The 23,205-nt window shown below is 68.1% G+C and carries 21 protein-coding genes and 2 tRNA genes; 17 read left to right on the top strand and 6 right to left on the bottom strand.

What is annotated here, in order from left to right; all coding sequences use genetic code 11:
- Positions 1 to 2: 2 nt before the first annotated feature.
- Positions 3 to 164, bottom strand: coding sequence for a DUF5679 domain-containing protein (locus Ato02nite_RS22060; RefSeq protein WP_015625326.1), 162 nt, complete (start codon positions 162 to 164; stop codon positions 3 to 5).
- A gap of 491 nt (positions 165 to 655) precedes the next feature.
- On the opposite strand from Ato02nite_RS22060, the gene Ato02nite_RS22055 reads away from it, so the two are divergent.
- Positions 656 to 1,189, top strand: a complete 534-nt coding sequence (locus tag Ato02nite_RS22055) for a M48 metallopeptidase family protein (RefSeq protein ID WP_213008486.1) — start codon at positions 656 to 658, stop codon at positions 1,187 to 1,189.
- Positions 1,190 to 1,198: 9 nt separating this feature from the next.
- Positions 1,199 to 1,795 carry a hypothetical protein gene (locus tag Ato02nite_RS22050; protein ID WP_213008485.1) on the top strand — a complete coding sequence of 199 codons (597 nt, stop codon included), beginning with the start codon at positions 1,199 to 1,201 and terminating at the stop codon, positions 1,793 to 1,795.
- 47 nt (positions 1,796 to 1,842) lie between these two features.
- Here Ato02nite_RS22050 and Ato02nite_RS22045 read toward each other — a convergent pair whose 3' ends face one another.
- Positions 1,843 to 3,084, bottom strand: a complete 1,242-nt coding sequence (locus tag Ato02nite_RS22045; RefSeq protein WP_213008484.1) for a zinc-dependent metalloprotease — start codon at positions 3,082 to 3,084, stop codon at positions 1,843 to 1,845.
- Between the two features lie 90 nt (positions 3,085 to 3,174).
- Between Ato02nite_RS22045 and Ato02nite_RS22040 the strand changes: the two genes are divergently transcribed.
- The 5 genes from Ato02nite_RS22040 (at position 3,175) to Ato02nite_RS22020 (ending at position 9,134) form a co-directional block, all read left to right on the top strand.
- A complete protein-coding gene (locus Ato02nite_RS22040) occupies positions 3,175 to 4,203 on the top strand; it encodes a YlbL family protein (RefSeq protein WP_213008483.1) in 1,029 nt (342 codons plus the stop codon).
- Between the two features lie 82 nt (positions 4,204 to 4,285).
- Complete coding sequence (locus Ato02nite_RS22035; protein ID WP_213008482.1) at positions 4,286 to 7,264, top strand: UPF0182 family membrane protein; 2,979 nt, start codon at positions 4,286 to 4,288, stop codon at positions 7,262 to 7,264.
- A 67-nt stretch (positions 7,265 to 7,331) separates the two neighbouring features.
- Positions 7,332 to 7,405, top strand: a tRNA-Met gene (locus tag Ato02nite_RS22030).
- Positions 7,406 to 7,737: 332 nt separating this feature from the next.
- On the top strand, positions 7,738 to 9,003 hold the full coding sequence (locus tag Ato02nite_RS22025) for a GDSL-type esterase/lipase family protein (RefSeq protein WP_246607300.1): 1,266 nt from the start codon (positions 7,738 to 7,740) through the stop codon (positions 9,001 to 9,003).
- 57 nt (positions 9,004 to 9,060) lie between these two features.
- Positions 9,061 to 9,134: transfer RNA gene (locus tag Ato02nite_RS22020), tRNA-Met, on the top strand.
- A gap of 114 nt (positions 9,135 to 9,248) precedes the next feature.
- Here the strand turns inward: Ato02nite_RS22020 and Ato02nite_RS22015 are convergent.
- From Ato02nite_RS22015 to Ato02nite_RS22000, 4 genes are all read right to left on the bottom strand, one after another.
- Positions 9,249 to 9,974: a TetR/AcrR family transcriptional regulator gene (locus tag Ato02nite_RS22015; protein ID WP_213008480.1), complete on the bottom strand. Its 726-nt coding sequence runs from the start codon at positions 9,972 to 9,974 to the stop codon at positions 9,249 to 9,251.
- Between the two features lie 164 nt (positions 9,975 to 10,138).
- Complete coding sequence (locus tag Ato02nite_RS22010) at positions 10,139 to 11,140, bottom strand: methyltransferase (RefSeq protein ID WP_213008479.1); 1,002 nt, start codon at positions 11,138 to 11,140, stop codon at positions 10,139 to 10,141.
- A gap of 105 nt (positions 11,141 to 11,245) precedes the next feature.
- Positions 11,246 to 12,310: a histidinol-phosphate transaminase gene (locus Ato02nite_RS22005; protein ID WP_281419771.1), complete on the bottom strand. Its 1,065-nt coding sequence runs from the start codon at positions 12,308 to 12,310 to the stop codon at positions 11,246 to 11,248.
- Positions 12,311 to 12,401: 91 nt separating this feature from the next.
- Positions 12,402 to 13,955 carry an MFS transporter gene (locus Ato02nite_RS22000; protein ID WP_213008477.1) on the bottom strand — a complete coding sequence of 518 codons (1,554 nt, stop codon included), beginning with the start codon at positions 13,953 to 13,955 and terminating at the stop codon, positions 12,402 to 12,404.
- 357 nt (positions 13,956 to 14,312) lie between these two features.
- On the opposite strand from Ato02nite_RS22000, the gene Ato02nite_RS21995 reads away from it, so the two are divergent.
- The 10 genes from Ato02nite_RS21995 to Ato02nite_RS21950 all read left to right on the top strand — a co-directional run bounded on the left by Ato02nite_RS21995 (position 14,313) and on the right by Ato02nite_RS21950 (position 23,187).
- The gene (locus Ato02nite_RS21995; protein ID WP_213008476.1) at positions 14,313 to 15,965 is read left to right on the top strand and encodes an FAD-dependent monooxygenase; all 1,653 of its coding nucleotides are present in this window, start codon (positions 14,313 to 14,315) and stop codon (positions 15,963 to 15,965) included.
- Positions 15,958 to 16,281, top strand: a complete 324-nt coding sequence (locus Ato02nite_RS21990; RefSeq protein WP_213008475.1) for an antibiotic biosynthesis monooxygenase family protein — start codon at positions 15,958 to 15,960, stop codon at positions 16,279 to 16,281. Before Ato02nite_RS21995 ends, Ato02nite_RS21990 begins: the two co-directional genes overlap by 8 nt.
- A gap of 13 nt (positions 16,282 to 16,294) precedes the next feature.
- Positions 16,295 to 16,627, top strand: a complete 333-nt coding sequence (locus Ato02nite_RS21985; RefSeq protein ID WP_213008474.1) for an antibiotic biosynthesis monooxygenase family protein — start codon at positions 16,295 to 16,297, stop codon at positions 16,625 to 16,627.
- Positions 16,628 to 16,657: 30 nt separating this feature from the next.
- The gene (locus tag Ato02nite_RS21980) at positions 16,658 to 17,410 is read left to right on the top strand and encodes a dienelactone hydrolase family protein (RefSeq protein ID WP_213008473.1); all 753 of its coding nucleotides are present in this window, start codon (positions 16,658 to 16,660) and stop codon (positions 17,408 to 17,410) included.
- A gap of 5 nt (positions 17,411 to 17,415) precedes the next feature.
- Positions 17,416 to 17,712 (top strand): DUF6295 family protein, encoded by a 297-nt coding sequence (locus Ato02nite_RS21975; protein WP_213008472.1) that lies wholly within the window; start codon positions 17,416 to 17,418, stop codon positions 17,710 to 17,712.
- Positions 17,713 to 17,725: 13 nt separating this feature from the next.
- On the top strand, positions 17,726 to 18,652 hold the full coding sequence (locus Ato02nite_RS21970) for an NADP-dependent oxidoreductase (RefSeq protein ID WP_213008471.1): 927 nt from the start codon (positions 17,726 to 17,728) through the stop codon (positions 18,650 to 18,652).
- Between the two features lie 64 nt (positions 18,653 to 18,716).
- A complete protein-coding gene (locus Ato02nite_RS21965) occupies positions 18,717 to 19,583 on the top strand; it encodes an LLM class flavin-dependent oxidoreductase (RefSeq protein ID WP_213008470.1) in 867 nt (288 codons plus the stop codon).
- Complete coding sequence (locus Ato02nite_RS21960; RefSeq protein WP_213008469.1) at positions 19,580 to 20,320, top strand: SDR family NAD(P)-dependent oxidoreductase; 741 nt, start codon at positions 19,580 to 19,582, stop codon at positions 20,318 to 20,320. The genes Ato02nite_RS21965 and Ato02nite_RS21960 overlap by 4 nt, the downstream gene beginning before the upstream one ends.
- Before the next feature lie 456 nt (positions 20,321 to 20,776).
- The gene (locus Ato02nite_RS21955; RefSeq protein WP_213008468.1) at positions 20,777 to 22,552 is read left to right on the top strand and encodes an AfsR/SARP family transcriptional regulator; all 1,776 of its coding nucleotides are present in this window, start codon (positions 20,777 to 20,779) and stop codon (positions 22,550 to 22,552) included.
- Positions 22,552 to 23,187, top strand: coding sequence for an NAD(P)-dependent oxidoreductase (locus Ato02nite_RS21950; protein ID WP_213008467.1), 636 nt, complete (start codon positions 22,552 to 22,554; stop codon positions 23,185 to 23,187). Before Ato02nite_RS21955 ends, Ato02nite_RS21950 begins: the two co-directional genes overlap by 1 nt.
- Positions 23,188 to 23,205: the final 18 nt, after the last annotated feature.

Below are 23,205 nucleotides of genomic sequence, written 5' to 3'. Positions count from 1 at the left end.
AATCAGGCCTTGGCCTTGCCCAGGATCCGGTTCACGGTCGTGCCGCAGACGGGGCACTTGCCCTTCGCCATGTTCATGCCGGTCTTCGAGACCTCCACGGTGCCCTGGAAGTCGCGCTTCTCCTTGCACTTCACGCAATAGCCGTTGTACGTGTTGTCGGCCACGGTTCCTCCTAGTCGTGTCGTCGGCCGGGGTCGGCCCGATGTCTGTTCGCGGCGGCAGGCCGCGAGCTGCTTGGCGCTTGACCGTCCCCGGCCGCGTGGATGGTGGCCACCCGCCAGGGGCGGCACTACCCACGAGCGGCCCTTTCCATGTCAGCCAGTCATGAATAAGCCAGGTCAGCAGCGCCGGCGGTGTCGCCGCCGTCGTGAGTGTGCCGGGAGAAATCGCCCTTTTCGCGAAGTTACGCCCAAACACGCCGGTAATTACTGTCAAACCAGGCTTAAGCGGACTTTCAGCGCGTTTTGCCAACAACGTCGCGTGCGCTAGTTTGGCGAACTGGAGTCGAATGTTGCGGGCCTGGAAAATTTTTTCGGTTATACCGGGACGAAGCGCTCATATCTGACACGTGTCATCGGCCGTACTCTTGCGGTGACATGGGTCTCACGGATTAGCGTCTCAACGTGAACCCGAATCTGGGCCGCGCGAGCCGGTAATGGCCCGGACGCGCAAGCCTGTCGTCGAAGTGCGGCGCAGCCAGCGCCGGCGTCGCACGGTGTCCGCGTACCGTGATGGTGAGCGCGTGGTCGTCCTCATCCCGGACCGGTTCTCCCGGGCCGAGGAGATGGAGTGGGTCGAGCGGATGCTCGCCCGCCTCGCCGCCCGCGAGGAGCGCATTCGCCGCACCGACGAAGAGCTGCTGGCCCGCGCCCAACGCCTGAAATCCCGCTACCTGGCCGACCACGCCCATCGGGTGGTTCCGGCCAGCGTCCGCTGGGTGACCAATCAGAACGGCCGCTGGGGCTCCTGCACGCCCGACGACGGCACGATCCGCATCTCCCACCGCATCCAGGAGATGCCCGACTGGGTGATCGACTACGTGCTGCTGCACGAGCTGGCCCACCTGGTCGTCCCCAGCCACAGCGCCGACTTCTGGGAACTGGTCAGCCGCTATCCGAGGGCCGAGCGCGCCCGCGGCTACCTGGAGGGCATCTCCGCCGCCACCGGGCTGGTCCTCGGCGACGACTAGGGTTGGCGCGTGGTCCGACGCGTGGTTGCGGTGCTTCTGGTGCCGGTCGAGTGGAGTCCTCCTGGCGTTGATCTCGCGGCGTGGCGGGCCGCTCTCGCCGAGGACGTGGTCGACCTGCTCGCGCGGCTCGCCCAGGCGGAAGCGGCCATCGCCGCCACCGCCGAGGACCGCGAACTGGCCGAGGAGATCGCCTGGCCGGGGATGCGGATCTACCAGGTGCCGACCGCGACCTACCTGCCGGTGTTCGCGGCCGCCGCGGCGGACGGGTTCGACCAGGCCGCCGTCATCGCGGCCGACGCCGCCGACGTGCCCGGGATGATCCTGGGGAAACTGCTGAGCCCACTGGAGAACAAAGCCGTGACCGTCGCGCCGGGCGGGCCGGGAAACGGGCTCATGGGCGTCGCCACCAGCCTGCCGGCGCCGGAGTGGCTGGTCGACCACGATCTCGACGGGGCGTCGGCCCAGCTCCTGCGCAGGACGGCCCCGCAGCCCGGCGACGTCACCAGCACGCCGGAGTGGCGGCGGCTGCGCAGCCCGGCCGAGTTGGCGACGCTCGACCCGGCCCTGGAGGGCTGGGAGAACACCCGGGCACTGCTCGGCGGATGAAAGCAGCGGCCCTCCACTCCGGGAGAGCCGCCGCCACACCTGATGCTCTACTTCTCGGGGTTATCGCCCTTGTCGAGGTCGTCCAGCTCGCTGATGTCCCAGTCGGTGCTGCCCTGGGCGAAGACCTGCGGGTTGGCGAAGTCTTCGTCGGTGGGCAGCAGGTCGGGGTGGCCCCACAGGGCGTCCCGGCCCTGGATGCCGCGCTGCTCGGTGACCGCCGCCCAGAGGACGCCGGCCTCCCGCAGGCGGCGCGGGCGCAGCTCGAGGCCGACCAGGGCGGCGAAGGTCTGCTCGGCCGGACCGCCGGCCGCGCGGCGGCGACGGAACGCCTCACCCAGCGCCACGACGCTGGGCAGCCGGTCACCGGCGGCCGCGTCGACCACGTGGCCGACCCAGCCCTCGATCAGCGCCAGCGCCGTCTCCAGCCGGGCCAGGCTCGCCTTCTGCTGCGGCGTGTCCTCCGGCGTGAAGATGCCCTCGAGTGCCATGGCCTGCATCGACTCGGGATCGCTCGGGTCGACCCGGCTCATCGCCTCCTCGATCGCCTCGCGGTTGACCGTGATGCCGTTCGCGTAGGTCTCCACGGCGGTCAGGACGTGCGCCCGCAGCCACGGAACGTGCCCGAACAGCCGCTGGTGGGCCGCCTCGCGCAAAGCGACATACAGCCGGACCTGGTCCTCGGGGATCTCGAGGCCCTCGCCGTACGCCTTGATGTTGGCCGGGACCAGCGCGGCCGTGCCGCTCGGCCCGAGCGGAAGCCCGATGTCGCCCGCCGAGAGCACCTCGGCGGCGAGCTGGCCGAGCGCCTGCCCGAGCTGACCACCGAAGAGTGCGCCGCCGAGCGTGGCGACCATCGACTGCATCGGGCCGAGCTGTGCTTTCGCCTCATCGGGGACGAGGTCGCCCATCGCGCCGACCATCCGGCCGGCGATCGGGTCGCAGAGCTTCTTCCAGACGTCGAGGGTGTTGAAGATCCACTCGTTGCGGTTCCACGCCGCTGCGGTCCGGATGCCGCTGGGCAGCGCCGAGACGGGGTCGAGCCACAGGTCGGCGAGGCGCAGTGCCTCCTCGACGTGGTGGCGTTCGTACATGGTCACCGCCGGGTCGCCGGACCCGGACAGCTGGCTGGCCGCGACCTGCCGGGCCAGGTCCCAATTGACCGGGCCGTTGTCGGGGCCACCGGCGAACATCTGCTGCAGTTGCGCCATGAACTGCTGCATCTGCTGCGGGTCGGAGGGGTCGGGCGGCTGGGCGCCCGGCAGTGAGAAGCCGAACGGGATATCAGGCACGTAGTCAACCGTACGCGCGAAACGCCCGCTCCGGACGGATGGCGGTGTCAGCTCAGAGAGAACTCAGGGTGGGGCGATAGTCTCACGCGCATGAGACGTCGCGGTGTCACCGTAATCCTCGGCGCCCTGCTCACCGCACTGCTGGCAGTCGGTGTCATGGCGGCACCCCTGCCGTATGTCGTGCTGAAGCCGGGGCCCACGGTGAACACGCTCGGTTCCAGCAACGGTACCGAGGTCATCCAGGTGACGGACGCGAAGACGACGACCTCCGCCGGGCAGTTGCGGCTGACCACGGTCAACGTCCAGTCGCAGGTCGAGCTCGTCTGGGCGATCAGCGGCTGGTTCAGCCACAAGGACGCGGTGGTTCCGCGCGCCCTGATCTACCCGCCGGACACCACCGAGAAGCAGGTCGAGCAGCAGAACGCGCAGGAGTGGACCGCGTCGCAGGAGAGCGCGGTCACGGTCGCGCTCACCAAGCTCGGCTACCCGGAGCAGACCTGGGTCAAGAGCGTGACCGCGGGCGGCGCGGCCACCGGCTTGCTGCAGGCCGGCGACCAGATCACCGCGGTGGACGGCACGAAGATCACCGACCCGACCAAGCTGACCGACGTCATCCGGGCCAAGCCGGTCGGCACCACCTTCACTCTCGCCTACACCCGCTCGGGCAAGGCCGGCACCGCGCAGATCACCACGAAGGCCGGTGACGACGGCAAGACGCCGCGCCTGGGCATCGAGATCGAGAAGAAGCAGCCGTACCCGTTCAAGGTGAAGATCGACCTCGACAAGATCGGCGGCCCGAGCGCCGGTCTCATGTTCACGCTCGGGATCATGGACAAGCTGATGCCGGAGGACCTGACCGGCGGCAAGATCATTGCAGGGACCGGCACGATCGACGACAACGGCAACGTCGGCCCGATCGGTGGCATCCCGCAGAAGCTGGTCGGTGCGAAGAGCGCCGGCGCTCAAATCTTCCTGGTGCCGAAGGACAACTGCGCCGAAGCTCTGAAGAACGCGGTGGACGGTCTGCCGATGGCCGAGGTGGCCACGGTGGACGACGCGCTCACCGCACTCAAGACCTTCACCTCCGGCGGCACCCCGAAGCCGTGCTCGGCTTCGTGACAGATGTCGTAATGTGAGACACCGCCACCCCAAATGATGTGTGGAGCCCACGTTGGTCATGCGTAACAGCCCTCTTCCGAGGATGAGCCGGCGCGGTCGCGTCACCGTCGGCGTCCTGGTCGGGGTCTTCCTCTTATTCACACTGCTCGGTTGGGGCATCGACGCTTACACGGACTACCTCTGGTTCAACGAGGTCGACTTCGTGAACGTCTTCTCCGGCGTACTCATAACACGGGTTCTGCTGTTCCTGGCCGTCGGTCTTGCCGTCGCGCTGGTCATCGGAGCCAACCTTTACCTCGCCTACCGACTTCGTCCCCTGCTGCGGCCGCACTCGGCCGAGCAGGCCACCCTCGAGCGCTACCGGATGGTGATCGGCCCGCGCCTGGGCACCTGGATCACCGTCCTCTGCGTGATCATCGGGTTCTTCGCCGGACTGTCCGCACAGGGCCGGTGGAAAGAATGGATGCTCTTCCAGAACTCGCAGAAGTTCGGCGTGACCGACCCGCAGTTCAAGGTGGACATCGGTTTCTACGTCTTCGACTACCCGCTCTGGCGCTACCTGCTGGGTGTCGCCTTCACCGTCGTGGTGCTGTCGGTGCTCGGCGCGCTCGCCGTCCACTACATCTTCGGCGGAGTGCGGCTGCAGGGCGTCGGCGACCGGATGACGACCGCGGCGCGGGCCCACCTGACCACGCTGGTCGCGGTGTTCGTGCTGTTCAAGGCGGTCGCCTACATCCTGGACCGGCGTGCGCTGCTGCTCGAGCAGCACGTGTCACCGGGGCTCTACGGCGCCGGCTACACCGACGTCAACGCGCTGTTGCCGGCCAAGGAGATCCTCGCGTACATCTCCGTGGTGGTCGCCATCGCGATCATCGTGTTCTCCAACGCCGGCATGCGAAACCTGGTGTGGCCGGGCGTCTCGCTCGGCCTGCTTGCCATCTCGGCCGTCGCGATCGGCGGCATCTACCCGCTGGCCGTGCAGAACTTCTCGGTCAAGCCCAGCCTGGCCGACAAGGAAGCGCCATACATCCAGCGATCGATCAACGCGACCCGCAACGCGTTCGGGCTGGATACCACCAAAGTCACGCAATATCAGGCGAATCAGGTGACGCCACAGGCCGGGCTGACGAGCGACATCAGCGCTCAGAACGCCCGGCTCGTCGACCCGCAACTCGTGTCCCAGGCATTCACCCAGTCGCAGCAGTCCCGCGGCTTCTACGACTTCGGCAAGAAGCTCGACGTCGACCGGTACACGGTGGCCGGCAAGACCTCCGACTACGTGGTCGGCGCCCGTGAGATCAACGACGACAAGCTGACCACTCAGCAGCGGAACTGGCTCAACCGGCACACCGTCTACACCCACGGCTACGGCCTGGTGGCGGCCCCGGCCAACCAGGTCGTCTGCGGCGGTCTGCCGTACTTCGTCTCCGGCTTCCTGGGCGACGAGGACCGGCAGGCCAACTGCTCGTCCGCGAGCGACCAGATCCCGGTCGAACAGCCGCGCATCTACTACGGCGAGCAGTCCACCGAGTACGCCATCGTCGGTCAGACGGACAAGAACAAGAAGGTCGAGTTCGACCGGCCGCAGGAGAGCAACAACAACGCCGAGGAGCTGTACACCTACGACGGCAAGGGCGGCGTGCCGGTCGGCTCGTTCCTCCGCCGGCTGGTCTTCTCGATCAAGCTGACCGAGAGCAACTTCCTGCTCTCCGACGCGGTCAACAAAGACTCGAAGCTGATGTACATCCGCGACCCGCGCTCCCGGGTGGAGAAGGTCGCGCCGTTCCTGACCATAGACGGTGACCCCTATCCGGCCGCCGTCGACGGCAAGATCGTGTGGATCCTCGACGGCTACACGACGTCGGCGAGCTACCCGTACTCCCAGAAGATCAACTTGGCCAACGAGACCAAGGACGAACTGACCGGGCAGGGTACGTTCGCGCTGGCCCGGGACGACGTCAACTACATGCGCAACTCGGTGAAGGCCACCGTCGACGCGTACGACGGCACGGTCAAGCTGTACGAGTTCGACGACCAGGACCCGATCCTCAAAGCCTGGAACAAGGCCTTCGGCGGCGACCTGATCATCCCGAAGGCGGAAACGCCGGCCGACCTCGCGCAGCACTTCCGGTACCCGCAGGACCTGTTCAAGGTGCAGCGCAACCTGCTCACCAAGTTCCACGTCACCGAGCCCCGGGCGTACTTCTCCGGCCAGGACTTCTGGCAGGTGCCGAACGCACCCGACTCGCCGTCGAGCAACGTGAAACAGCCGCCGTACTACCTGAACATCCAGCTGCCCGAACAGACCGACACCAGATTCCAGCTCACCGCCAGCGTCACACCGGCCAACCGGGAGAACATGGCCGCGCTGATATCCGGGTCCTACATCAACAACCAGCCCACCTTGCAAGTGCTCGAATTACCCGATCAGACGGTCATCCCCGGACCGGTCCAGGTCCATCAGAAGATGACCAACAACGCCGCGGTCAGACAGCAGCTGAGCCTGCTGTCGACCAACAACAGCCAGGCTCAGGTCCTCTACGGCAACCTGATCTCACTGCCGGTGGAAAGCGGAATCCTGTACGTCGAACCGGTCTACGTGAAGACCGGGAACCAGGAAAACGCGGCCCCACTGCTGCAGAAGGTCCTCATGTCGTACGGCGACGGCGGCACCTACGTGGTCCTGGCCGACAACCTGAAATCGGGCCTGCAAGCCCTTGTCAACCAGGGCAAACAGGCCGGCAACACCAGCGGCGAGGACCCGGGCCAAACCGGCAACAACAACAACGGCGGTACGCCACCGGCCACGTTGCCGAGCGAGCTCGAACAGGCCGCCACCGAACTCGACCAGGCCATCGCCAACGTCAAGGCGGCCCAGCAGTCCGGTGACTTCGCCAAGTACGGCGAAGCGCTGCAAGCCCTGGACGCGGCCATGACCAAGTTCCAGAACGTCCAGAAGACCGCGACCGCCACCCCGACGACCAGCCCGTCCGGCTCGACGTCGCCCAGCGCGCCCGCGGCATCCACCCCAGCCAGCCCCGCGCCGAGCGCAACGGGCTGACGTGACGTGCGTGACCCGGGGGCCGTTTGGAGACGGCCTCCGGGTTGCGCTAGTGTTAACGAGCCGACGCGGGGTGGAGCAGCTCGGTAGCTCGCTGGGCTCATAACCCAGAGGTCGCAGGTTCAAATCCTGTCCCCGCTACGAGTCCTAGGGGCCCTCTGTCTGCGGAAAGCGCGGACCGGGGGCCTCTTCGCATTTCTGCTCCGGGGGCCGAGCCCCCGGACGCCCCGCGTTGCGGTGGTTGCGCTTTCGAGATTGGTTGCGCCGCACCCCCTGCCGTGGTTGCGCCTACCCCCTGTGGAGCAGGGGGATTGGGTGGCTTGCGCTTGGTGGCGTCGCGCTGTGGGCCGTGGAGCCGAGCATCTTGGTGGGTGCGGTAGGGGCCTCGTGGCCATGGATCTGTGTCAATATGACGGGGATCTATGGAGGTGGTCACTGTGCGTTTTGTTTCTCGCCGGTGGATTACGGGCCTGTTGGTTGCCCTCGTCACCGTTCCGACTCTCAGTGCGGCCAACTCGGCCGGTGCCGTTGGCGGAGCCGCCGTTGCTCACGGTGCCGCTGGGGTCTGGTCCGCGTCCCTTGAAGGCGTTCACGGCGTTTCGCCGGACGCCACCGTCCGGCAGATCGCTCGGGTCTCGGTGCCGGGCAGCGGCATCCGGGTCCGCCTCGGCAACCCGTTCGGCTCCACGCCCGTCGTCGTTCGCGAAGCCTGGCTGGGCCGGCCGATCGCGCCCGGTGCGCCGAAACTCGTCAACGGCAGCAACAAGCGGCTTACCTTCCGCGGCGCACGCAGTGTCACTATCGCGCCGGGACAGTCGGTCATCAGTGACTCGGTGCCGGTCACCGTGCAGGCGCAGCAGGACGTCGCGGTCAGTATCTACGCGCCCGGCTCGCCGGTGAACGACCACACCTTCCCGCCGTTCGCCTACGACCCGCCCGCTTCCTACATCGGCACTGGTGGGAACACTGCAGCCGATCCGTCGGACGCGTCCTTCCCGGGGTATCCGGTGATACCCGGCAACACCAGCAGCACGGCGGCCGGCTATCACCCGGGGCAGACCTGGTGGCTGGACCTGGTCACCGCCGACCGGCCGGCGGCGAAGGGGACGTTGGTCACCCTGGGTGACTCCATTACGGATGGTTACAACGCGTCCGGGCCTCCCGGCCAGCGGTGGACCGACGTGCTCGCCGACCGGCTCAACGCGTTGCCGGCCTCGGCCCGGGTGGCCGTGGCCAACGCCGGGATCTCCGGCAACACCGTGAGCGTGCAACCCAATCCGTACGACCCGACCGGCCAGTGCTGCGGGCCGCCGGCGCCGCAGCGGCTCGACCGGGACGTGTTCTCGGTGCCCGGCCTGCGCACGGTGCTGCTGCTCGAGGGCACGAACGACCTCGGTGGCGGCGACAACGCCCCACCGGCCTCGTCAGCGCAGGTCATCGGCGCCATGCGGGGCATCGCCGACCGGGTGCACGGCCGGCACCTGCGGATCGTCGGCGCCACCATCCTGCCGATGTGCAACGCGGCCGGCAGCGACAAGGAGAACAACCGGCTCGCCGTGAACGAGTGGATCCGGACCAGCGGGGTGTTCGACGAGGTGCTCGACTTCGACGCGGTGCTGCGGGACCCGGCCGACCCGACCGTGATGATCGCCGACCTGCGCAACGATTGCTACCACCCGAACGCGGCCGGCGACGCCATGTTGGGCCGCTACATTCCGCTCTCGGCGGTGCTGGCCTGAGGAGTTCGACCCCCGCTGCGCGCTACCCCGCACCCCCATGTATGGTTTAGAGACCGACGCGGGGTGGAGCAGCTCGGTAGCTCGCTGGGCTCATAACCCAGAGGTCGCAGGTTCAAATCCTGTCCCCGCTACAGAGAAGTTGCAGATCAGAGGCCCCTCACCCATCCGGGTGGGGGGCCTCTGCATAATTTGGGCCGCGCGTTGATCGCCGGCGAATAGTCACGAGCCGCGCCGAGAATCGGATCTTACGGGGTGGTGGCGCCGCTGCGGGCCAGTTCGTCGGCGAAACCGCCGAGGATGCCGGACAGGCCCAATTCGAATCGGTCGGTGAGGCCACGGTCGTTCAGGCCGGTAACCGCGACGAGGTTGGGGTAGCGGTCGGGCGGCAGGGTGCGGACGAAATCGTGCATCTCCTGCAGGCGACGGCCGGCCACCTCGGGGCCGCCGAACGCGATCTCCTGGCTGACGAAACCGATCGCGTAATAGATCAGGACAAGGTATGCGTAGTTGGCCAGTTGGTCACTGAAGCCGGCCTTGCGCAGGGTCCCGATGACATATTCGGCTACCCGCAGCCAATTCGGGCCGAGCGGAACGCGGCCGGTGATGAGACGGGCGGCCTCGGTGTGTGTCATCAGCACGCGGCGCAGTTCGCGGGCGACCTCGGCCAACCGTTCCCGCCAGTCGGTGCCGTCGTCCGCGGGCAGTTCGCACTCGCCGAGCACGGTGTCGACGACCAGGTCGAACAGTTCTTCTTTACTGCGGAAATGGTGGTAGAGCGACGGGGACTTGATGTCCAGCTCGGTGGCGAGACCCCGCATGCTGAATGCATCGAATCCCTCGCCCTCGAGCAGGGCGAGGGCGACGCGGATGATTTGCTGGCGGGTGAGGGGCGGGTCTCCGGCGTGTTCGGACCACAGCCCCTGGGGGTTGGGCCGGAATCTGAGCTTTCCGTTGCGCGGATTGTTTTTCATAGCCCCATCCATTCCTGCCAGCACGGTGGCTCACCGGTCACGGGGGCGTGCCGCTGAGTTGCGTGCTCGCGAGACCTGAATGGTAACTGACGTCACTGCCGTCCAGGCCATGACGGGCGGGCGGCCGGGGGTGCCCGGCCGCCGCCCGTGCGGGCCGGTGCAGCCTATTTCTTGTGCGCCACCAGGAGCCTTTCGGTGCTGGTCAGCGAACGCACGGACGAGTCGGTGAAGCCGGCGTCGCTGAGCCAGGATCGGGCATCCTCGGCGGAGTATTCGGAGGCACCCGAGCGCACCAACTTCATGTTGAGGCTCATCAGCAGGTTGTGCGCCGGACCGCGCCGGTCGTCATCGATCATTTCGTCGTAGATCAGCAGCGCGCCACCCGGCTTGATGGCCTCATAAGCCCGGCGGATCAGCAATGCCCGATGAGTCTCGTCCCAGTCGTGCAGGACATGTCCGAAGATCAGTACGTCGGCTTCGGGCAACGGGTCGGTGAGGAAATCCCCGGCGCGGAACGCGACCGCATCGGCGGTGCCGAGTTGGTGCATGTGTTCCTCGAAGAACGGTTGTAGCGGCGGCACGTCGAAGCAGACTCCGCTCAGCTGCGGGTTCGCCTTCACGATGGTCGCGGCGAGGTTGCCCCGGGCTCCGCCGAGGTCGGCGAAGGTGCTGTAGCCCGACCAGTCGAATGTGGTCGCGAGCTGTTCCGCGACGATGGCGGAAGCGCCGTCCATCGCTGCCATGAAGCCGCGAACCCGGTCGGGATCGCGGTAGAACTCGGCGAACGAGTCGTCGCCCTCCTGCACCTGGCCGGTGCGCAGCAACTGCGGCAGCCGGCCCCACGCCGGGTAGAGCGCGTGTTTCATGAACATCAGGAAGCCGCCGACGTACGCGCCGCGTTCCTTGTCCAGGTAGGTCGCGCTCGCCGGGGTGTTGGCGTACCGCTCGCCGTCGAGCCGCAGCAGGCTGAGCGCCACCAACGCGTCCAGGAAGTCCCGGGCTGCGGCAGGGTGCAGCCCGAGCCGGTCGCTGATCTCTTCCGCGGTCGCCGGTCGCTCCGCCAGCACGGTGAACAGGCCCAGCTCGACGCCGGCGAACAGTGCCTGGGAGCGGAAGAATCCGCTCGCGGTGTCTAGGACCGTCGCGAGGTCCGTGGTGGACAACATGCGTCTCCCCCTCTTTGCGGCCCTGGCGGCCGGCAACTGTACGGGCTGATGGGGCCATGCTGTGCGTCGCCGGTGATGGATTGCTCAAGAGATGGGCAGGCCCGGTCACGGCGGCGGATATCCGGCGACGATGAACGCGATGAGGTCGTTGACCGCCGGCTCGCTGACGGTGACCCGGACGCCCCAGCCGGGGTAGGGCCGGACCAGCAGGCCGTGGTCGGCGCAGGCGAGAGCGAAGTCGTCGGCCGCTTCGCCGAGCGGCAGCCAGACGAAGTTGGCCTGACTGGCCGGCACCGGCCAGCCCTGGGAGCGCAGCAGACGCTGCAGGCGATTGCGTTCGGAGACCAGGGTGTCGACCCGGCGGCGCACCTGGTCACCGGCCTGGACTGCGGCGGTGGCGGCCAGTTGCGCGGTGACGCTGACGCCGAACGGGAGGGCGGTGGTCCGGATCGCCTCGGCGACACGTGCGCCGGAGATGGCGTACCCGGCGCGGAGACCGGCCAGCCCGTACGCCTTGGAGAAGGTGCGCATGACGGCGACGTTGGGATATTCCCGATGCAGTTCGATGCCGTCGACGGCGCCGGGTTCGCGTACGTAGTCGCGGTATTCCTCGTCCAGCACCACCAGGACGTCGCCGGGGACGTGAGCCAGGAACGCTCGCATCTCCGGCTCGCGGATCACCGTGCCGGTGGGGCTGAGCGGACTGCAGACGAAGATCACCCGGGTGCGGTCGGTGACGGCGGCGGCCATGGACGCGAGATCCTGCCGGTAGCCGTCGAGCGGGATCTGCATCGCCCGCGCACCGGCCACCCGGCTGAGGGTGAGGTAACGCTCGGGGCCGTGGGGGAAGACAGCCTCGTCGCCGTGCCCGATGGTGGCGAGCAGGATCTGCTGGCAGATGGCGGTGGTGCCGGCGCCGACGACGACGTGGTCGGGGGAGACCTGGATCATGTCGGCGATGCGCCGGGTGAGCTCGCCGCTGCGGTCGTCGGGATAGCGGTGGCAGATCATGGCGGCCGAGGAGATGCGGGCGAGTACGCCGCCCTGCGGTGGTTGCGAATTCTCGTTGCGGTGCAGCCGGTATCCGGAGTGGTCGTCGACGCGGATCGCCGTCTCGTAGGCGGGCACATCGACTAGATCGGCTCTGAGCTTTGGTCCCAGATCGGGCACTGCTCGCTCCCAGAGATCGGGCGGCCGGCCCGGGCCAGGGCGTTGCTGGTGCCCTGGCCCGGTCGCCGTTGGAGACGATGGCGGAACCGGGTCAGACCCGTGTCGTGACCCGCTGCCGGATCAGTGTCACCGCCAGGACGAGCCCGGCGAACGCCACCGCGGCGGCGATCAGGAAGAGGTGGTTGAGGCCGGTGACGAAGGCCTGGTGAGCAGCTTGTACAACGGTGTCGCGGTACTGTTCGGGCAGGTGCGGGAGGACCTGGGCGATCTGGCCGTTGGCGGCGGCGTGGGCGAGATCCTCGACCGGCGCGCCGGTGCCGCCGAGGCTCTGGGTCATCGAGGCGGTGATCTCGTTCTCCAGCAGGGCGCCGTAGACGGCGACGCCGATCGCCATGCCCGCCTGGCTGAAGGTGTTGTTCGTGCCGGCCGCCATACCGAGGTACTGCTGGTCAGCGACCTCCATGGACAGCGAACCGAGGGCCGGCAGGGTCATACCCAGGCCGAGGCCGACAATGGCCATGCCGACCGCCAAGTCGGTCCACGACGAGTCGTTGTTGAGCCGGTGCATGACCAGCAGGCCGCCGCCGACGAAGAGCAGGCCGAGCGCGGGCAGCAGCCAGGCCGGCAGTTTGTCCATGAATCCACCGGCCACCGGTCCCATCAGCAGGATCGGGATGTTGACCGCGAGGAAGCAGAGACCGGTCTTGAAGGCCGAGTAGCCGAGGTCGTTCTGCAGGAAGAGCGACAGGTAGACCAGCAGGGCGAAGAAGCTGCCGTGGGTGGCGACCGTGGCCAGTTGGGTGCCGGTGAACGACCGGTTGCGGAACAGCGTGAGCTTGAGCATCGGCTCGGGGTGCCGGGTCTCGATGATCAGGAAGATCACCAGGAGTAAGGCCGAGCCGCCGAACATCGTCAGGATGCGGGTGCTGGTCCAGCCATGGTCGTTGCCCTGCAGCAGCGCGAGCATCAGCAGGACGAGCGATCCGGTGAAGGTGATCAGGCCGCCGAAGTCGAGCCGCTGGCCGCGGCGCAGCTCCTCGTGGCGGGGCAGTTTGGCCATCGCGATGGCGATCGTGATGACGGCGAAGGGCAGGTTGATGAAGAACACCCAGCGCCAGTTCACCGCGGCGATCAGTGCGCCGCCGAGCAGCGGGCCGAGGGCGACCGCCACACCGGCCACCGCACCCCGGACGCCGAAGGCCAGTCCGCGTTTCTGGCCGCTGTAGCACTGGGCGACCAGGGCGAGCGACGTGGCGAACATGATGGCGCCGGCGAGACCCTGCGCCGTGCGGGCGGCGATGAGTAGCCCGGGTGTCGTTGCCAGCCCGCATGCGAGCGAGGCGAGCGCGAACAGCACCATGCCGATGATGAAGGTGCGGCGTCGGCCGTAGCGGTCTCCCAGGGTGCCCGCGACGAGTTGGAAAACCGCCATTGCGAGCGTGAACGAGTTGATGATCCATTGCAGATCGGTGAGGTCAGCGTTGAGATCACGCTGAATGTCGGGCAGCGCGACGGCCACGATCGTTGCGCTCATCATCAGCAATGAGACCGCGGTGACAATCGCCACGAGCGGCCACCAGCTGTTGTTCACCTCGGTCTCGATTGTCTTGGTTCCGTGCTCCTTCGCGGAGCTGAAGCTAGCCATTTGGCGGAACTCCTCGTCGGTAAGCCGGGCTTCACGAATGCGGTCAGACTAGCACCGCTAGGGACTGTCTAGCAATGCTAGGGCATTGTCGAGTCGCGGGCCGTACGCCGGCCATTACCTCCCTCTTTTTCCTGCTCGGCGTGGCGGCGCATCTCGTCGACCGCTTGTGTAACACCGCAGGTGAAAACCGGCTCCCGGCATGCCAAGTTGTCGATCTTCAAATGATTTTTTGCGACGCGTATGCGCTGCATGACGTGCGCCTTCGCCGAATCTTCAGCGGTTCAATAGCGGGTCCGGCAAGCCTTCTGGCGACATCGAATCAGCGCGTACATCCCGATTGATCTTGATGGAGGCGATGTGACCGACATCCGCGTTCCCGTGTTGATCGTGGGAGGGGGACTGACCGGTCTGGCAGCCGCGCTCTTCCTGCGACAGCACGGCGTCGACTGCACACTGGTCGAGCGCAACACGACAACGTCCCAGTTGCTGCGCTCCACGCACGTCAGCCCTCGGACGATGGAGCTGTTCCGTACCGTCGGTATTCAACAGGCGGTATGGGATGTGGCCGAGAAGGTCGTGCCGGGCCGGCTCTGGTCCGAGACGAACCTGCCCCCGCACCAGCTGCCCCGGGCCATCCTGCGGGCCGGCTCACTCGCCGACGTGGTCTCCGGTGACGCCATCGTCATGGAGGAGGGCGCCAACCAGTTCACCGACGTCGGCCCGTGCGAGCCGGTCTGGTGCGGCCAGGATCGGGTCGAGCCGATCATGCTGGCCGAGGCCGTGCGGAAGGGCGCCGACGTACGCTTCGCCACCGACCTGGTGTCCTTCGCCCCGGACCCGGACGGTGTCACCGCCCGGATCCGCGACCGGGCCACCGGCAAGACCAGCACGGTACGGGCCGACTACCTGATCGGCGCCGACGGCGCCGGCGGCTCGGTGCGCACCCAGCTCGGCATCGAGCGGCGCGGCAACGGAACCGTGGGCCACGTACTCAACATGCTGTTCAAGGCCGACCTGGACACGGTCCTGGGTGGCCGGCGCTTCCTGATCCTGTATCTGACCAGCAAACAGGCGCCGGGCATGCTGTTCAAGCTCGACGACGAGCGGTGGATCTTCGGCTGGTTCTGCGGACCGGACGAGATCGTCGACAACGCGGTGCCGGCCGAGCGGTGCCTCGAGCTCATCCGCACCGCCACCGGCGTCGACCCGGACTTCCCGATCGACCTGCAACTCACGATGGGCTGGTGGATGGCCCACGAGGTCGTCGACGCCTACCGGGACCAGCGGGTCTTCCTGGCCGGCGACGCCTGTCACGTACTGCCCCCGACCGGTGGGTTCGGCGCGAACGCCGGGGTGCAGGACGCCAGCAACCTGGCCTGGAAGCTGGCCGCCGTTCTGCACGGCTGGGGTGGCGACGGGTTGTTGGACAGCTACCAGGCGGAACGCCGCCCGGTCGGCCAGGCAACCGCGGACCAGGCCTGGATGCGGCACATGCGCTGGAGCGGACCACCGGCCGGGGACTTCGAGCAGCGGGATCAGACAGTGGTGACCACCGGGTACCGCTACGGCTCGCCGGTCATCCTCGGCGATGCCCCGGACGAGGTCTTCGCCGCCACCATGACCCTGGACGGGCGTCCGGGCAGCCGGGTACCCCACGTGTGGTTGACCCGCGACGGCCACCCGATCTCGTCGGTCGACCTGGCCGGGCCGGAGTTCGCCCTGATCGGTGGGGCGGAGGCGGCCGACTGGATCCCCGAGCTGGTCGCCGATGCGCGCCGGGCAGGGATACCGCTGGCGGCGTACCCCCTTGCCGCGGACGGCGGCACGGTGACCGACCCGGGAGAGGCGTTCGCGTCGGCAGCCGGCATCACCGCCCGCGGCGCGGTTCTCGTACGTCCCGACGGTTTCGTCTGTTGGCGCACCGAGGACCGGCCGGCCGAAGGGCCGGCCCAGGTGCTCGCCGCCGTCACCGGACACCAACTGCCCGATGAGGAGGAGCACCGTGGCTGACCTGTCCCCGGACAACGACTACTTCACCACCATCAGCGTCTTCCGTGCCAAGCCGCAGAACCAGCAGGAGCTGTACGCACTTCTGCGGGAGGGCGAGGAGGAACTGGCCGGCTTCCCGGGGCTCGTCTCGGCGACGTTGCACCTCGGCGAGGACGGCGAGCGGGTCATCGGCTACTCCCAATGGCTCGACGAGAAGGACTTCCAGGCCATGCGGGGCCGCGCCGACCGGAAGGAGCACTTCCAGCAGGTACGCGGCCTCGTCGAATCGGTCGATCTGATCGCCTGCCGGGTCGCCTACACGAACGACAAGAACTGAGAAGGGAACCCCGATGTCCGTCATTCCGCCCACCGACCGCAAGTTCGCGATCGTCAACGTCTTCCACACCTCGCCGGAACACCAGGACCGACTGCTCGAACTGATGTCCGGCGGCGCCGTGACCATGGGCGAACAGCCCGGCTGCGTCTCGGTGACCATGGAGGTCACCGATGACGGTACGAAGCTGATCAGTACCACCGTCTGGGAGACCGAGGCGGATTTCACGGCCATGCGCGCCCGGTCCGACCTGCAGACCTACTTCCGTGAGGTCAGCAAGATCATCAGCAAGGTGGACTCGATGCCGAGCCATGTCGCCTATGACCACATCGTGACCCAGCCGGCCTGACCCGGCCCGTCCACTCGCAGGGAGAAGATCGTGTACGACGCACTGCTCGCCGAGACCGTGACCATCCGCGGCGCGAACGGCGACAAGATCGAGGCCTACTCCGCCCGGCCGCTCGACTCGGGCCCGCACGGCGCCGTGGTCGTCATCCACCACATGCCCGGCTACGACGCCGGGACCAAGCAGATCACCCGGAAGTTCGCCTCGTACGGCTTCCTCGCTGTCTGCCCGAATCTGTATCACCGCGAGGCGCCCGGCGCGGACCCCGACGACGCCGCCGCGGCAGCCCGCGCGGTCGGTGGGGTGCCCGACGAGCGCCTCGTCGGCGACGTCGAGGGCGCGGCCGACTATCTTCGCGAACTCTCGTCGTCGAACGGGAAGGTAGGGGTCATCGGTTACTGCTCCGGCGGCCGCCAGTCCTTTCTCGCCGCGTGCAGCCTTCCGCTCGACGCGGCGGTCGACTGCTACGGCGCGTTCGTCGTCGGCAAGCCACCGGCCGGGATGCCGTTGCAGATCGAGCCGATCGTCCACCTCAGCAAGAACCTGAACGCCCCGCTGCTGGGCCTGTTCGGCGCCGACGACACCACGCCGTCGCCGGCCGAGAGCGCGGAGTTGTCCGCCGAACTCGACCGCCACGGCAAGACCCACGAGTTCCACACGTTCGAGGGCGCTGGGCACGGCTTCTTCGATGTGGATCGCAAGAGCTACCGGCCGAAGGCCGCCGGCGAGGGCTGGAACCGGATCCGGGACTTCTTCGGTACGCACCTGTCCGGGCAGAAGGGCTGACCGCCATGTGCACCTACATCACCGAGAAGTTCACCGGCGAGGGCAGCGCCAAGGGCGCCGACGGCTGGTTCGACGTCACGGACGTGTCCGTCTACTTCGACCACCCGCAGCATGCGCAGCTGGCCCACTCGCTGAACGTGGACCTCCTGAACCCGGCGATCGGGCCCGGCGCCCGGGTCGCGGTCGAGCTGGACGTTCCCACCGCGCGGGCCCTGGCCCGGGCGATTCTCGCCATCCTCGACTCGGCTCCGCCGGAACTGCTCGCCGACGCGCTGGTCACCGTGCCGGCCGGAGCGCTGTGAAAGGAGAACCCGCATGCGGGCAGTAGCGATCACCTCATTCGGCGAACCCGATGTTCTCAGCGTGGTGGACCTGCCGGTGCCGCAACCCGGCGCCGGTCAGGTCCGGATCAAGGTGGCGGCGGCCGCGGTCAACAACTTCGACCTGGTCGCCCGGGCCGGCTGGCTGGGCCCGATGCTTCCGGCCGGGCCGCAGTACGTGTTCGGCTGGGACGTCGCCGGCACCGTCGACGCGCTCGGCGCCGGAACGACCGGGTACGCGGTGGGCGACGCCGTCATCGGCATGTCCGACTGGCTCGACACCAAGGCCGGCACGCAGGCCGAGTACGTCGTACTCGACACCGCCGCGATCGCCCCGGCACCCTCGGGCGTGAGCCTGATCGAGGCCGCGACTCTGCCGGTCAACGCGCTCACCGTGCTGCAGAGTCTGGATCTGGCTGCGCTGCAGGCCGGTGAGACGCTGGCCGTGACCGGCGCGGCCGGCGCCGTCGGCGGCTACGCGGTCGAGTTGGCCCGGCAGCGTGGCCTCAAGGTCGTCGCGATCAGTGCGAGCCGCGACGAGCCATTCCTGGTCACCCGGGGCGCGACGTTCGTGCCTCGGTCCGACGATCCGGTGCGGTCGCTGCACGACCGGTATCCGGACGGTGTGGATGCGGTGCTCGACGCGGCGACCATCGGACCGTCGATGATCCAGGCGGTCCGCGACGGCGGCGTCTTCGTCAGTCTCACCCCGCCCAAGACGCCGGAAGCCGAACGGGGCATCCGGGTCTACCGGGCGCATGCCCAGAGCGACGGCCGCCAGTTGCGCGCCCTCGCGGAACTGGTCGGGCAGGGCCACCTCACCCTGCGGGTCGCGGAGACCTTCAGCTTCGAGGACGCGCCCAAGGCGCACGCCGCGATGCTCAAGGGCGGTCTGCGGGGCCGTGTCGTGCTCGTTCCTTGAACCACCCCGACGAGGCGCCACCGCGAGGCCCTCGCGGTGGCGCCTCCGTGCAGAGGAGATGTCCATGGAAATCGGGATAGGGCTGCCCGCGCATGTGCCCGGCGCGACCGGCAGCCAGCTGGTGGAGTGGGCGAGCCGGTCCGAGGCGCGCGGGTTCGCCAGCCTCGCGGCCATCGACCGCCTGGTCTTCGACAATTACGAACCCCTGGTCGCGCTCGCGGCCGCTGCGGCCGTGACCAGCCGGATCCGGTTGGTCACCGCGGTCGTCATCGCGCCCAGCCGGGCGAATCCCGCCGTGCTGGCCAAGCAGGTGGCCTCGCTCAACCTGCTGTCCGGCGGTCGACTGACCCTCGGCCTGGCCCCGGGCGGCCGGGCGGACGACTACCTCACCTCGCCGGTGCCGTTCCGCGGCCGGGGTAAGGCGTTCGACACCATGCTCACCGAGATGTCCGAGGTGTGGACCGGCGCCGGCGGTATCGGCCCGCTGGGTGAGGTGCGTCCGCGGCTCATTCTCGGCGGGTTCGCCCCGCGCTCGTTCCGCCGTGCCGCACGGTGGGGGGACGGGTGGATCGGCGGGGCCAACGGTCCGGAGGGCGCCGGCTACGGCCGGATGAACGCGCACCAGGCCTGGCAGGAGGCGGGCCGGACGGATCGGCCCTGGGTGCAGGCGCTGGTCTATTTCGGGCTCGGTAGCACCGGGGCCGACGACGTACGTCGCTACCTGGACCTTTATTACGCCTTTTCGTCCGAGGTGGCCGCCCAGGTGATGGGTGCCGCGATCACCGGCGCCGCGGCGTTGCCGGCCGCGCTGGAGACCTATGCGGCCGCGGGCGTCGACGAGCTGATCATGCTGCCCGCGTCGGCCGACCCGGCCCAGGTCGAGCTGCTCGCCGACGTGCTGGACGACCGGCTGGCGGGGGTGGCTCCATGACGGATTCCCGGATCAGCCTGATCACCGGCGCCAACAAGGGGATCGGGTTCGCCGCCGCCCGACTGATCGGCGGAACCGTCCTGGTCGGCGCCCGCGACAAGGGTCGCGGCGAGGCGGCCGTCGCCTCGTTGCGAGACGCCGGCACGGATGCCCACCTGGTCGTCCTGGACGTGACCGACGGGGCCTCGGTGGCTGCCGCGGCCGCCTGGATCGACAACTCCTTCGGCCGGCTCGACGTGCTGGTCAACAACGCGGCGGCACCGGTGCGGGAATGGCGGACACCGCCCAGCGCGATGACCGCCGAGCTCCTTCGCGAGGTCTACGAGACCAACGTCATCGGCCCGGTCGCCGTGATCAACGCGATGTTGCCACTGCTGCGGCGCTCGGCGGCCGGGCGGATCGTGAACGTCTCGAGCCGGCTGGGTTCGGTCTTATTGATCAGCGATCCGGCGACCTCGCTCGGCCGGGTCAATCTGCTGGCGTACAACTCGTCCAAAAGTGCCTTGAATTCGATCACGGTGGCCTACGCCAAGGAGTTGCGAGACACGGCGATAAAAGTAAATTCCGTCAATCCGGGCTTTTGTGAGACCGACATGGCGGCCGAAATGCCGGCCCGCGATCATGTCAAGTTGCTGACTGCCGAGGAGGGTGCCGCTCCGGTGGTTGCCGCAGCCCTGCTTCCGGACGACGGTCCGACCGGCATGTTCCTCGGTTCCGATGGCTTGGTGCCGTGGTGATCGGTGCGATGGAATATTTCAATCCTGTAGGAGATATCGTCATTAATCAATAGGTATGCGGCCGTTGGGTCCGGATGGGAGCGATCGCGATAGTCGGTCCATCCCACCCGGGCCAGCGGCAACCCGTCCGTCCAGGATGGACTCCCGCGCGATGTGCGGTGATCTCGCGTGTTCCCGGAGCGGCCTTGCGGCTCGGCTCCAAGTGCGGCTAGCATCGAATAACCGAGCGATGCTAGGGAGAACGCTCGAACCGCGGATGCAGCTACTTCTTGTGATACAGAATCCTCACAGGAAACAAGCATGTAACTCCGACTGTACGTCGACGCTAAATCGGTCCGTTCCACCAGCTTTCGGTGCCGCCGTGCCATTTTCTAGATCAATTTGCCTCGGGGGAGCAGCGGGATGCAATTTGGACTACTAGGCGATCTCCGTGTGTCGCGTGGACAGGAACGACATGTGTCCCTCGCACCGAAGTTGCGCACCGCGTTCGCACTCCTCCTGGCGTTGCACGACGAGGTCGTGCCGACCAGCAACCTGATCGACGAGATTTGGCAGGAGTCGCCCCCGACGACCGTTGTCTCGACCATTCAGACGTACGTTTATCAACTGCGCAAGATGTTGATGGAGTCGTCCCGGGGTGGTTCCGGGGGTGTCATCCTGCGGACGGTCGGCTCCGGCTATCAGCTGAAGATCGGCCCGGAGAAGCTCGACGTAACCGTCTTCGACCGGCTCTTCGACCAGGGCAAACAGGCCCTGCGGGAGCGCCGCTACGAGTCGGCCTCCAACGCCCTGACGTCGGCCCTCTCCCTCTGGCGTAACCAGCCGCTGGCCGATGTCCCCAAGGGCCCGATCCTGCAGGCCTACGCCGCGCAGCTCGAGGAGGCCCGGCTGCAGGCCCTCGACATGCGCATCGAGGCCGACCTGCGGCTGGGACGCGAGCTCGACGTGATCCGCGAGCTCAAATCGCTGGTCATCACCAACCCGCTGCACGAGGGCTTCCACGCCAAGCTGATGCTGGCCCTGCACCGCTCCGGCCGCCGCCACGAGGCTCTCAACGCGTACTCCCAGCTGCGCAAGACGCTGGTGGCCGACCTCGGGGTCGAACCTTCCGGGGCGGTTCAGCGTCTGCACCGGGCCGTTCTCGCCGCGGACCCGGCCCTCGACCCGGTCCGCGAGACCACCCGAGCCGGCGGCGTACTCACCTCGCCGGCCCAGCTGCCGGCCGACCTGGACGACTTCGTCGGCCGGGAGGACTACCTCGTTGACCTGGAGATGGCGTTCAACCGGGAAACGTCGAGCGCCGGAACGCGGGTCGTCATCCTGTCCGGCATGGCCGGTGTCGGCAAGACCGCCGTGGGCATACGGCTCGGGCATCGGCTGCGCCGCCAGTTTCCCGACGCCCAGTTCTTCGCATCGCTGACCGCCGGCGGCGTGCAACCGGTCGAGGCGTACGCGGTCCTGGGTGAGTTTCTGCGCGCGCTGAACTTCTTCGCGGACCAGGTGCCACCGACGCTCGAGGGCCGCAGCCAGCTCTTCCGCAGCTGGTGTGCGGACCGCAAGGTGCTACTGGTGCTGGACGACGCGACGCGCGCCGAGTCGGTTCGGCACCTGTTGCCCGGCGGTTCGCAGTGCGGGGTTCTCGTGCTGAGCCGCTCGTCCCTGCCGCAACTGAGCGGTGCCCGCCGGTTCGTGCTGAACCCGATGTCCCCCGACGCCGGTGTTTCCCTGCTGGCGAAGGTCGCCGGCATCTCGCTGCGCCAACGGGAGATGCCGGCGGCCCGGCAGATCGCCGAGCTGTGCGACGGCCTGCCGATCGCGATCAGAGCGATCGGGGCGAAACTGGCGACCACCCCGGGGTTGACGGTGGAGCGTGAGCTGGCGCGCCTGCAGATCGGCGAGCGCCGGTTGGCCGAACTGCAGTCCGGCGATCTGGATCTGCAGGCCGGACTGGAGCGGTCCTATCAACAACTGTCCGGTGGCGCCCAGCACGTGCTGGGCGGGATCACCCGGACCGCGCCGGAGTGGTTCACGGCCGGGGGCGTACGGGAGCTGATCGGTCTTCCGCAGGACCTGGTGGAGACGTGGCTGGCCGAGGCACTCGACGGCGGACTTCTGCTGGCCGACCGCCGGCAGGACGAGGCGCGCTATCACCTGCTGCGCACGGTGCGGCTGTTCCTGTCGGCCAAGAACGAGACCGTGACCCCGGTGGCCGCGCTGCGGCACATCGCCTGATGTCCGGCACCATCGCCGTGTTCGGCCCCACCGGGGCGACCGGCCGGCTGTTGATCGAGCAGGCGGTCGGACGGGGGCTCGACGTGGTAGCGGTAGCTCGTCGGCCGCAGGCGCTGGCCGGGGAGACGCGGATCCGGGTGGTGGGTGCCGAACTGACCGACGCGCCGGCCCTGGCCGACGCGTTGAGGGGCTGTACCGCGGTGATCTCCGCGCTGGGCGTCTCGTCGCTGGGTCAGGCCCGGCGGGGAACGGACGTCTACTCCGCCGGCACCCGCGCGATCATCGAGGCGATGCGGAGCGCGGCCGTGGAGCGGCTGGTCGTGCTCTCCAGCAGCGGTGTTCGTCCGCAGGACGGCGACAGCCGGCTGTACCGGCACATCCTGAAACCGTTCTTCCTCGAGCCGGTCTACCGTGACATCCGGCTGATGGAGGGCGCTCTGGCCGGCTCCGATCGGCGATGGACCGTGGTGCGCGCGCCCTACCTGCACGGCGACTCGCGCGATGTCCGCTACCGGGTGAGTCTGGACGGCCGGGTGCCGGGAGACGCCGTGCTGTCGCGGTGGAAGCTGGCGTACGCCCTGCTCGACGTGGCGACCGGTGCGGAGTACGAACGGCGGGTCATCTCCGTGTACTGAGCCGCCCGGGCATCTTCA

Origin of the sequence: Paractinoplanes toevensis, from assembly GCF_018332695.1 — a bacterium.
GTDB lineage: Bacteria > Actinomycetota > Actinomycetes > Mycobacteriales > Micromonosporaceae > Actinoplanes > Actinoplanes toevensis.
Note: the sequence above shows the minus strand (reverse complement) of the source record. Positions and strands in the feature narration are given on the sequence as shown.

What these genes read in the sequence shown, in the direction of transcription:
- Ato02nite_RS21960 (WP_213008469.1), top strand. Translation starts at nt 19,580, where the DNA reads ATGACGGATTCCCGGATCAGCCTGATCACCGGCGCCAACAAGGGGATC.
- Ato02nite_RS22010 (WP_213008479.1), bottom strand. Translation starts at nt 11,140, where the DNA reads ATGTTGTCCACCACGGACCTCGCGACGGTCCTAGACACCGCGAGCGGA.
- Ato02nite_RS22015 (WP_213008480.1), bottom strand. Translation starts at nt 9,974, where the DNA reads ATGAAAAACAATCCGCGCAACGGAAAGCTCAGATTCCGGCCCAACCCC.
- Ato02nite_RS22000 (WP_213008477.1), bottom strand. Translation starts at nt 13,955, where the DNA reads ATGGCTAGCTTCAGCTCCGCGAAGGAGCACGGAACCAAGACAATCGAG.
- Ato02nite_RS21975 (WP_213008472.1), top strand. Translation starts at nt 17,416, where the DNA reads ATGTGCACCTACATCACCGAGAAGTTCACCGGCGAGGGCAGCGCCAAG.
- Ato02nite_RS21950 (WP_213008467.1), top strand. Translation starts at nt 22,552, where the DNA reads ATGTCCGGCACCATCGCCGTGTTCGGCCCCACCGGGGCGACCGGCCGG.
- Ato02nite_RS21970 (WP_213008471.1), top strand. Translation starts at nt 17,726, where the DNA reads ATGCGGGCAGTAGCGATCACCTCATTCGGCGAACCCGATGTTCTCAGC.
- Ato02nite_RS21985 (WP_213008474.1), top strand. Translation starts at nt 16,295, where the DNA reads ATGTCCGTCATTCCGCCCACCGACCGCAAGTTCGCGATCGTCAACGTC.
- Ato02nite_RS21965 (WP_213008470.1), top strand. Translation starts at nt 18,717, where the DNA reads ATGGAAATCGGGATAGGGCTGCCCGCGCATGTGCCCGGCGCGACCGGC.
- Ato02nite_RS22055 (WP_213008486.1), top strand. Translation starts at nt 656, where the DNA reads ATGGCCCGGACGCGCAAGCCTGTCGTCGAAGTGCGGCGCAGCCAGCGC.
- Ato02nite_RS22040 (WP_213008483.1), top strand. Translation starts at nt 3,175, where the DNA reads ATGAGACGTCGCGGTGTCACCGTAATCCTCGGCGCCCTGCTCACCGCA.
- Ato02nite_RS22035 (WP_213008482.1), top strand. Translation starts at nt 4,286, where the DNA reads ATGAGCCGGCGCGGTCGCGTCACCGTCGGCGTCCTGGTCGGGGTCTTC.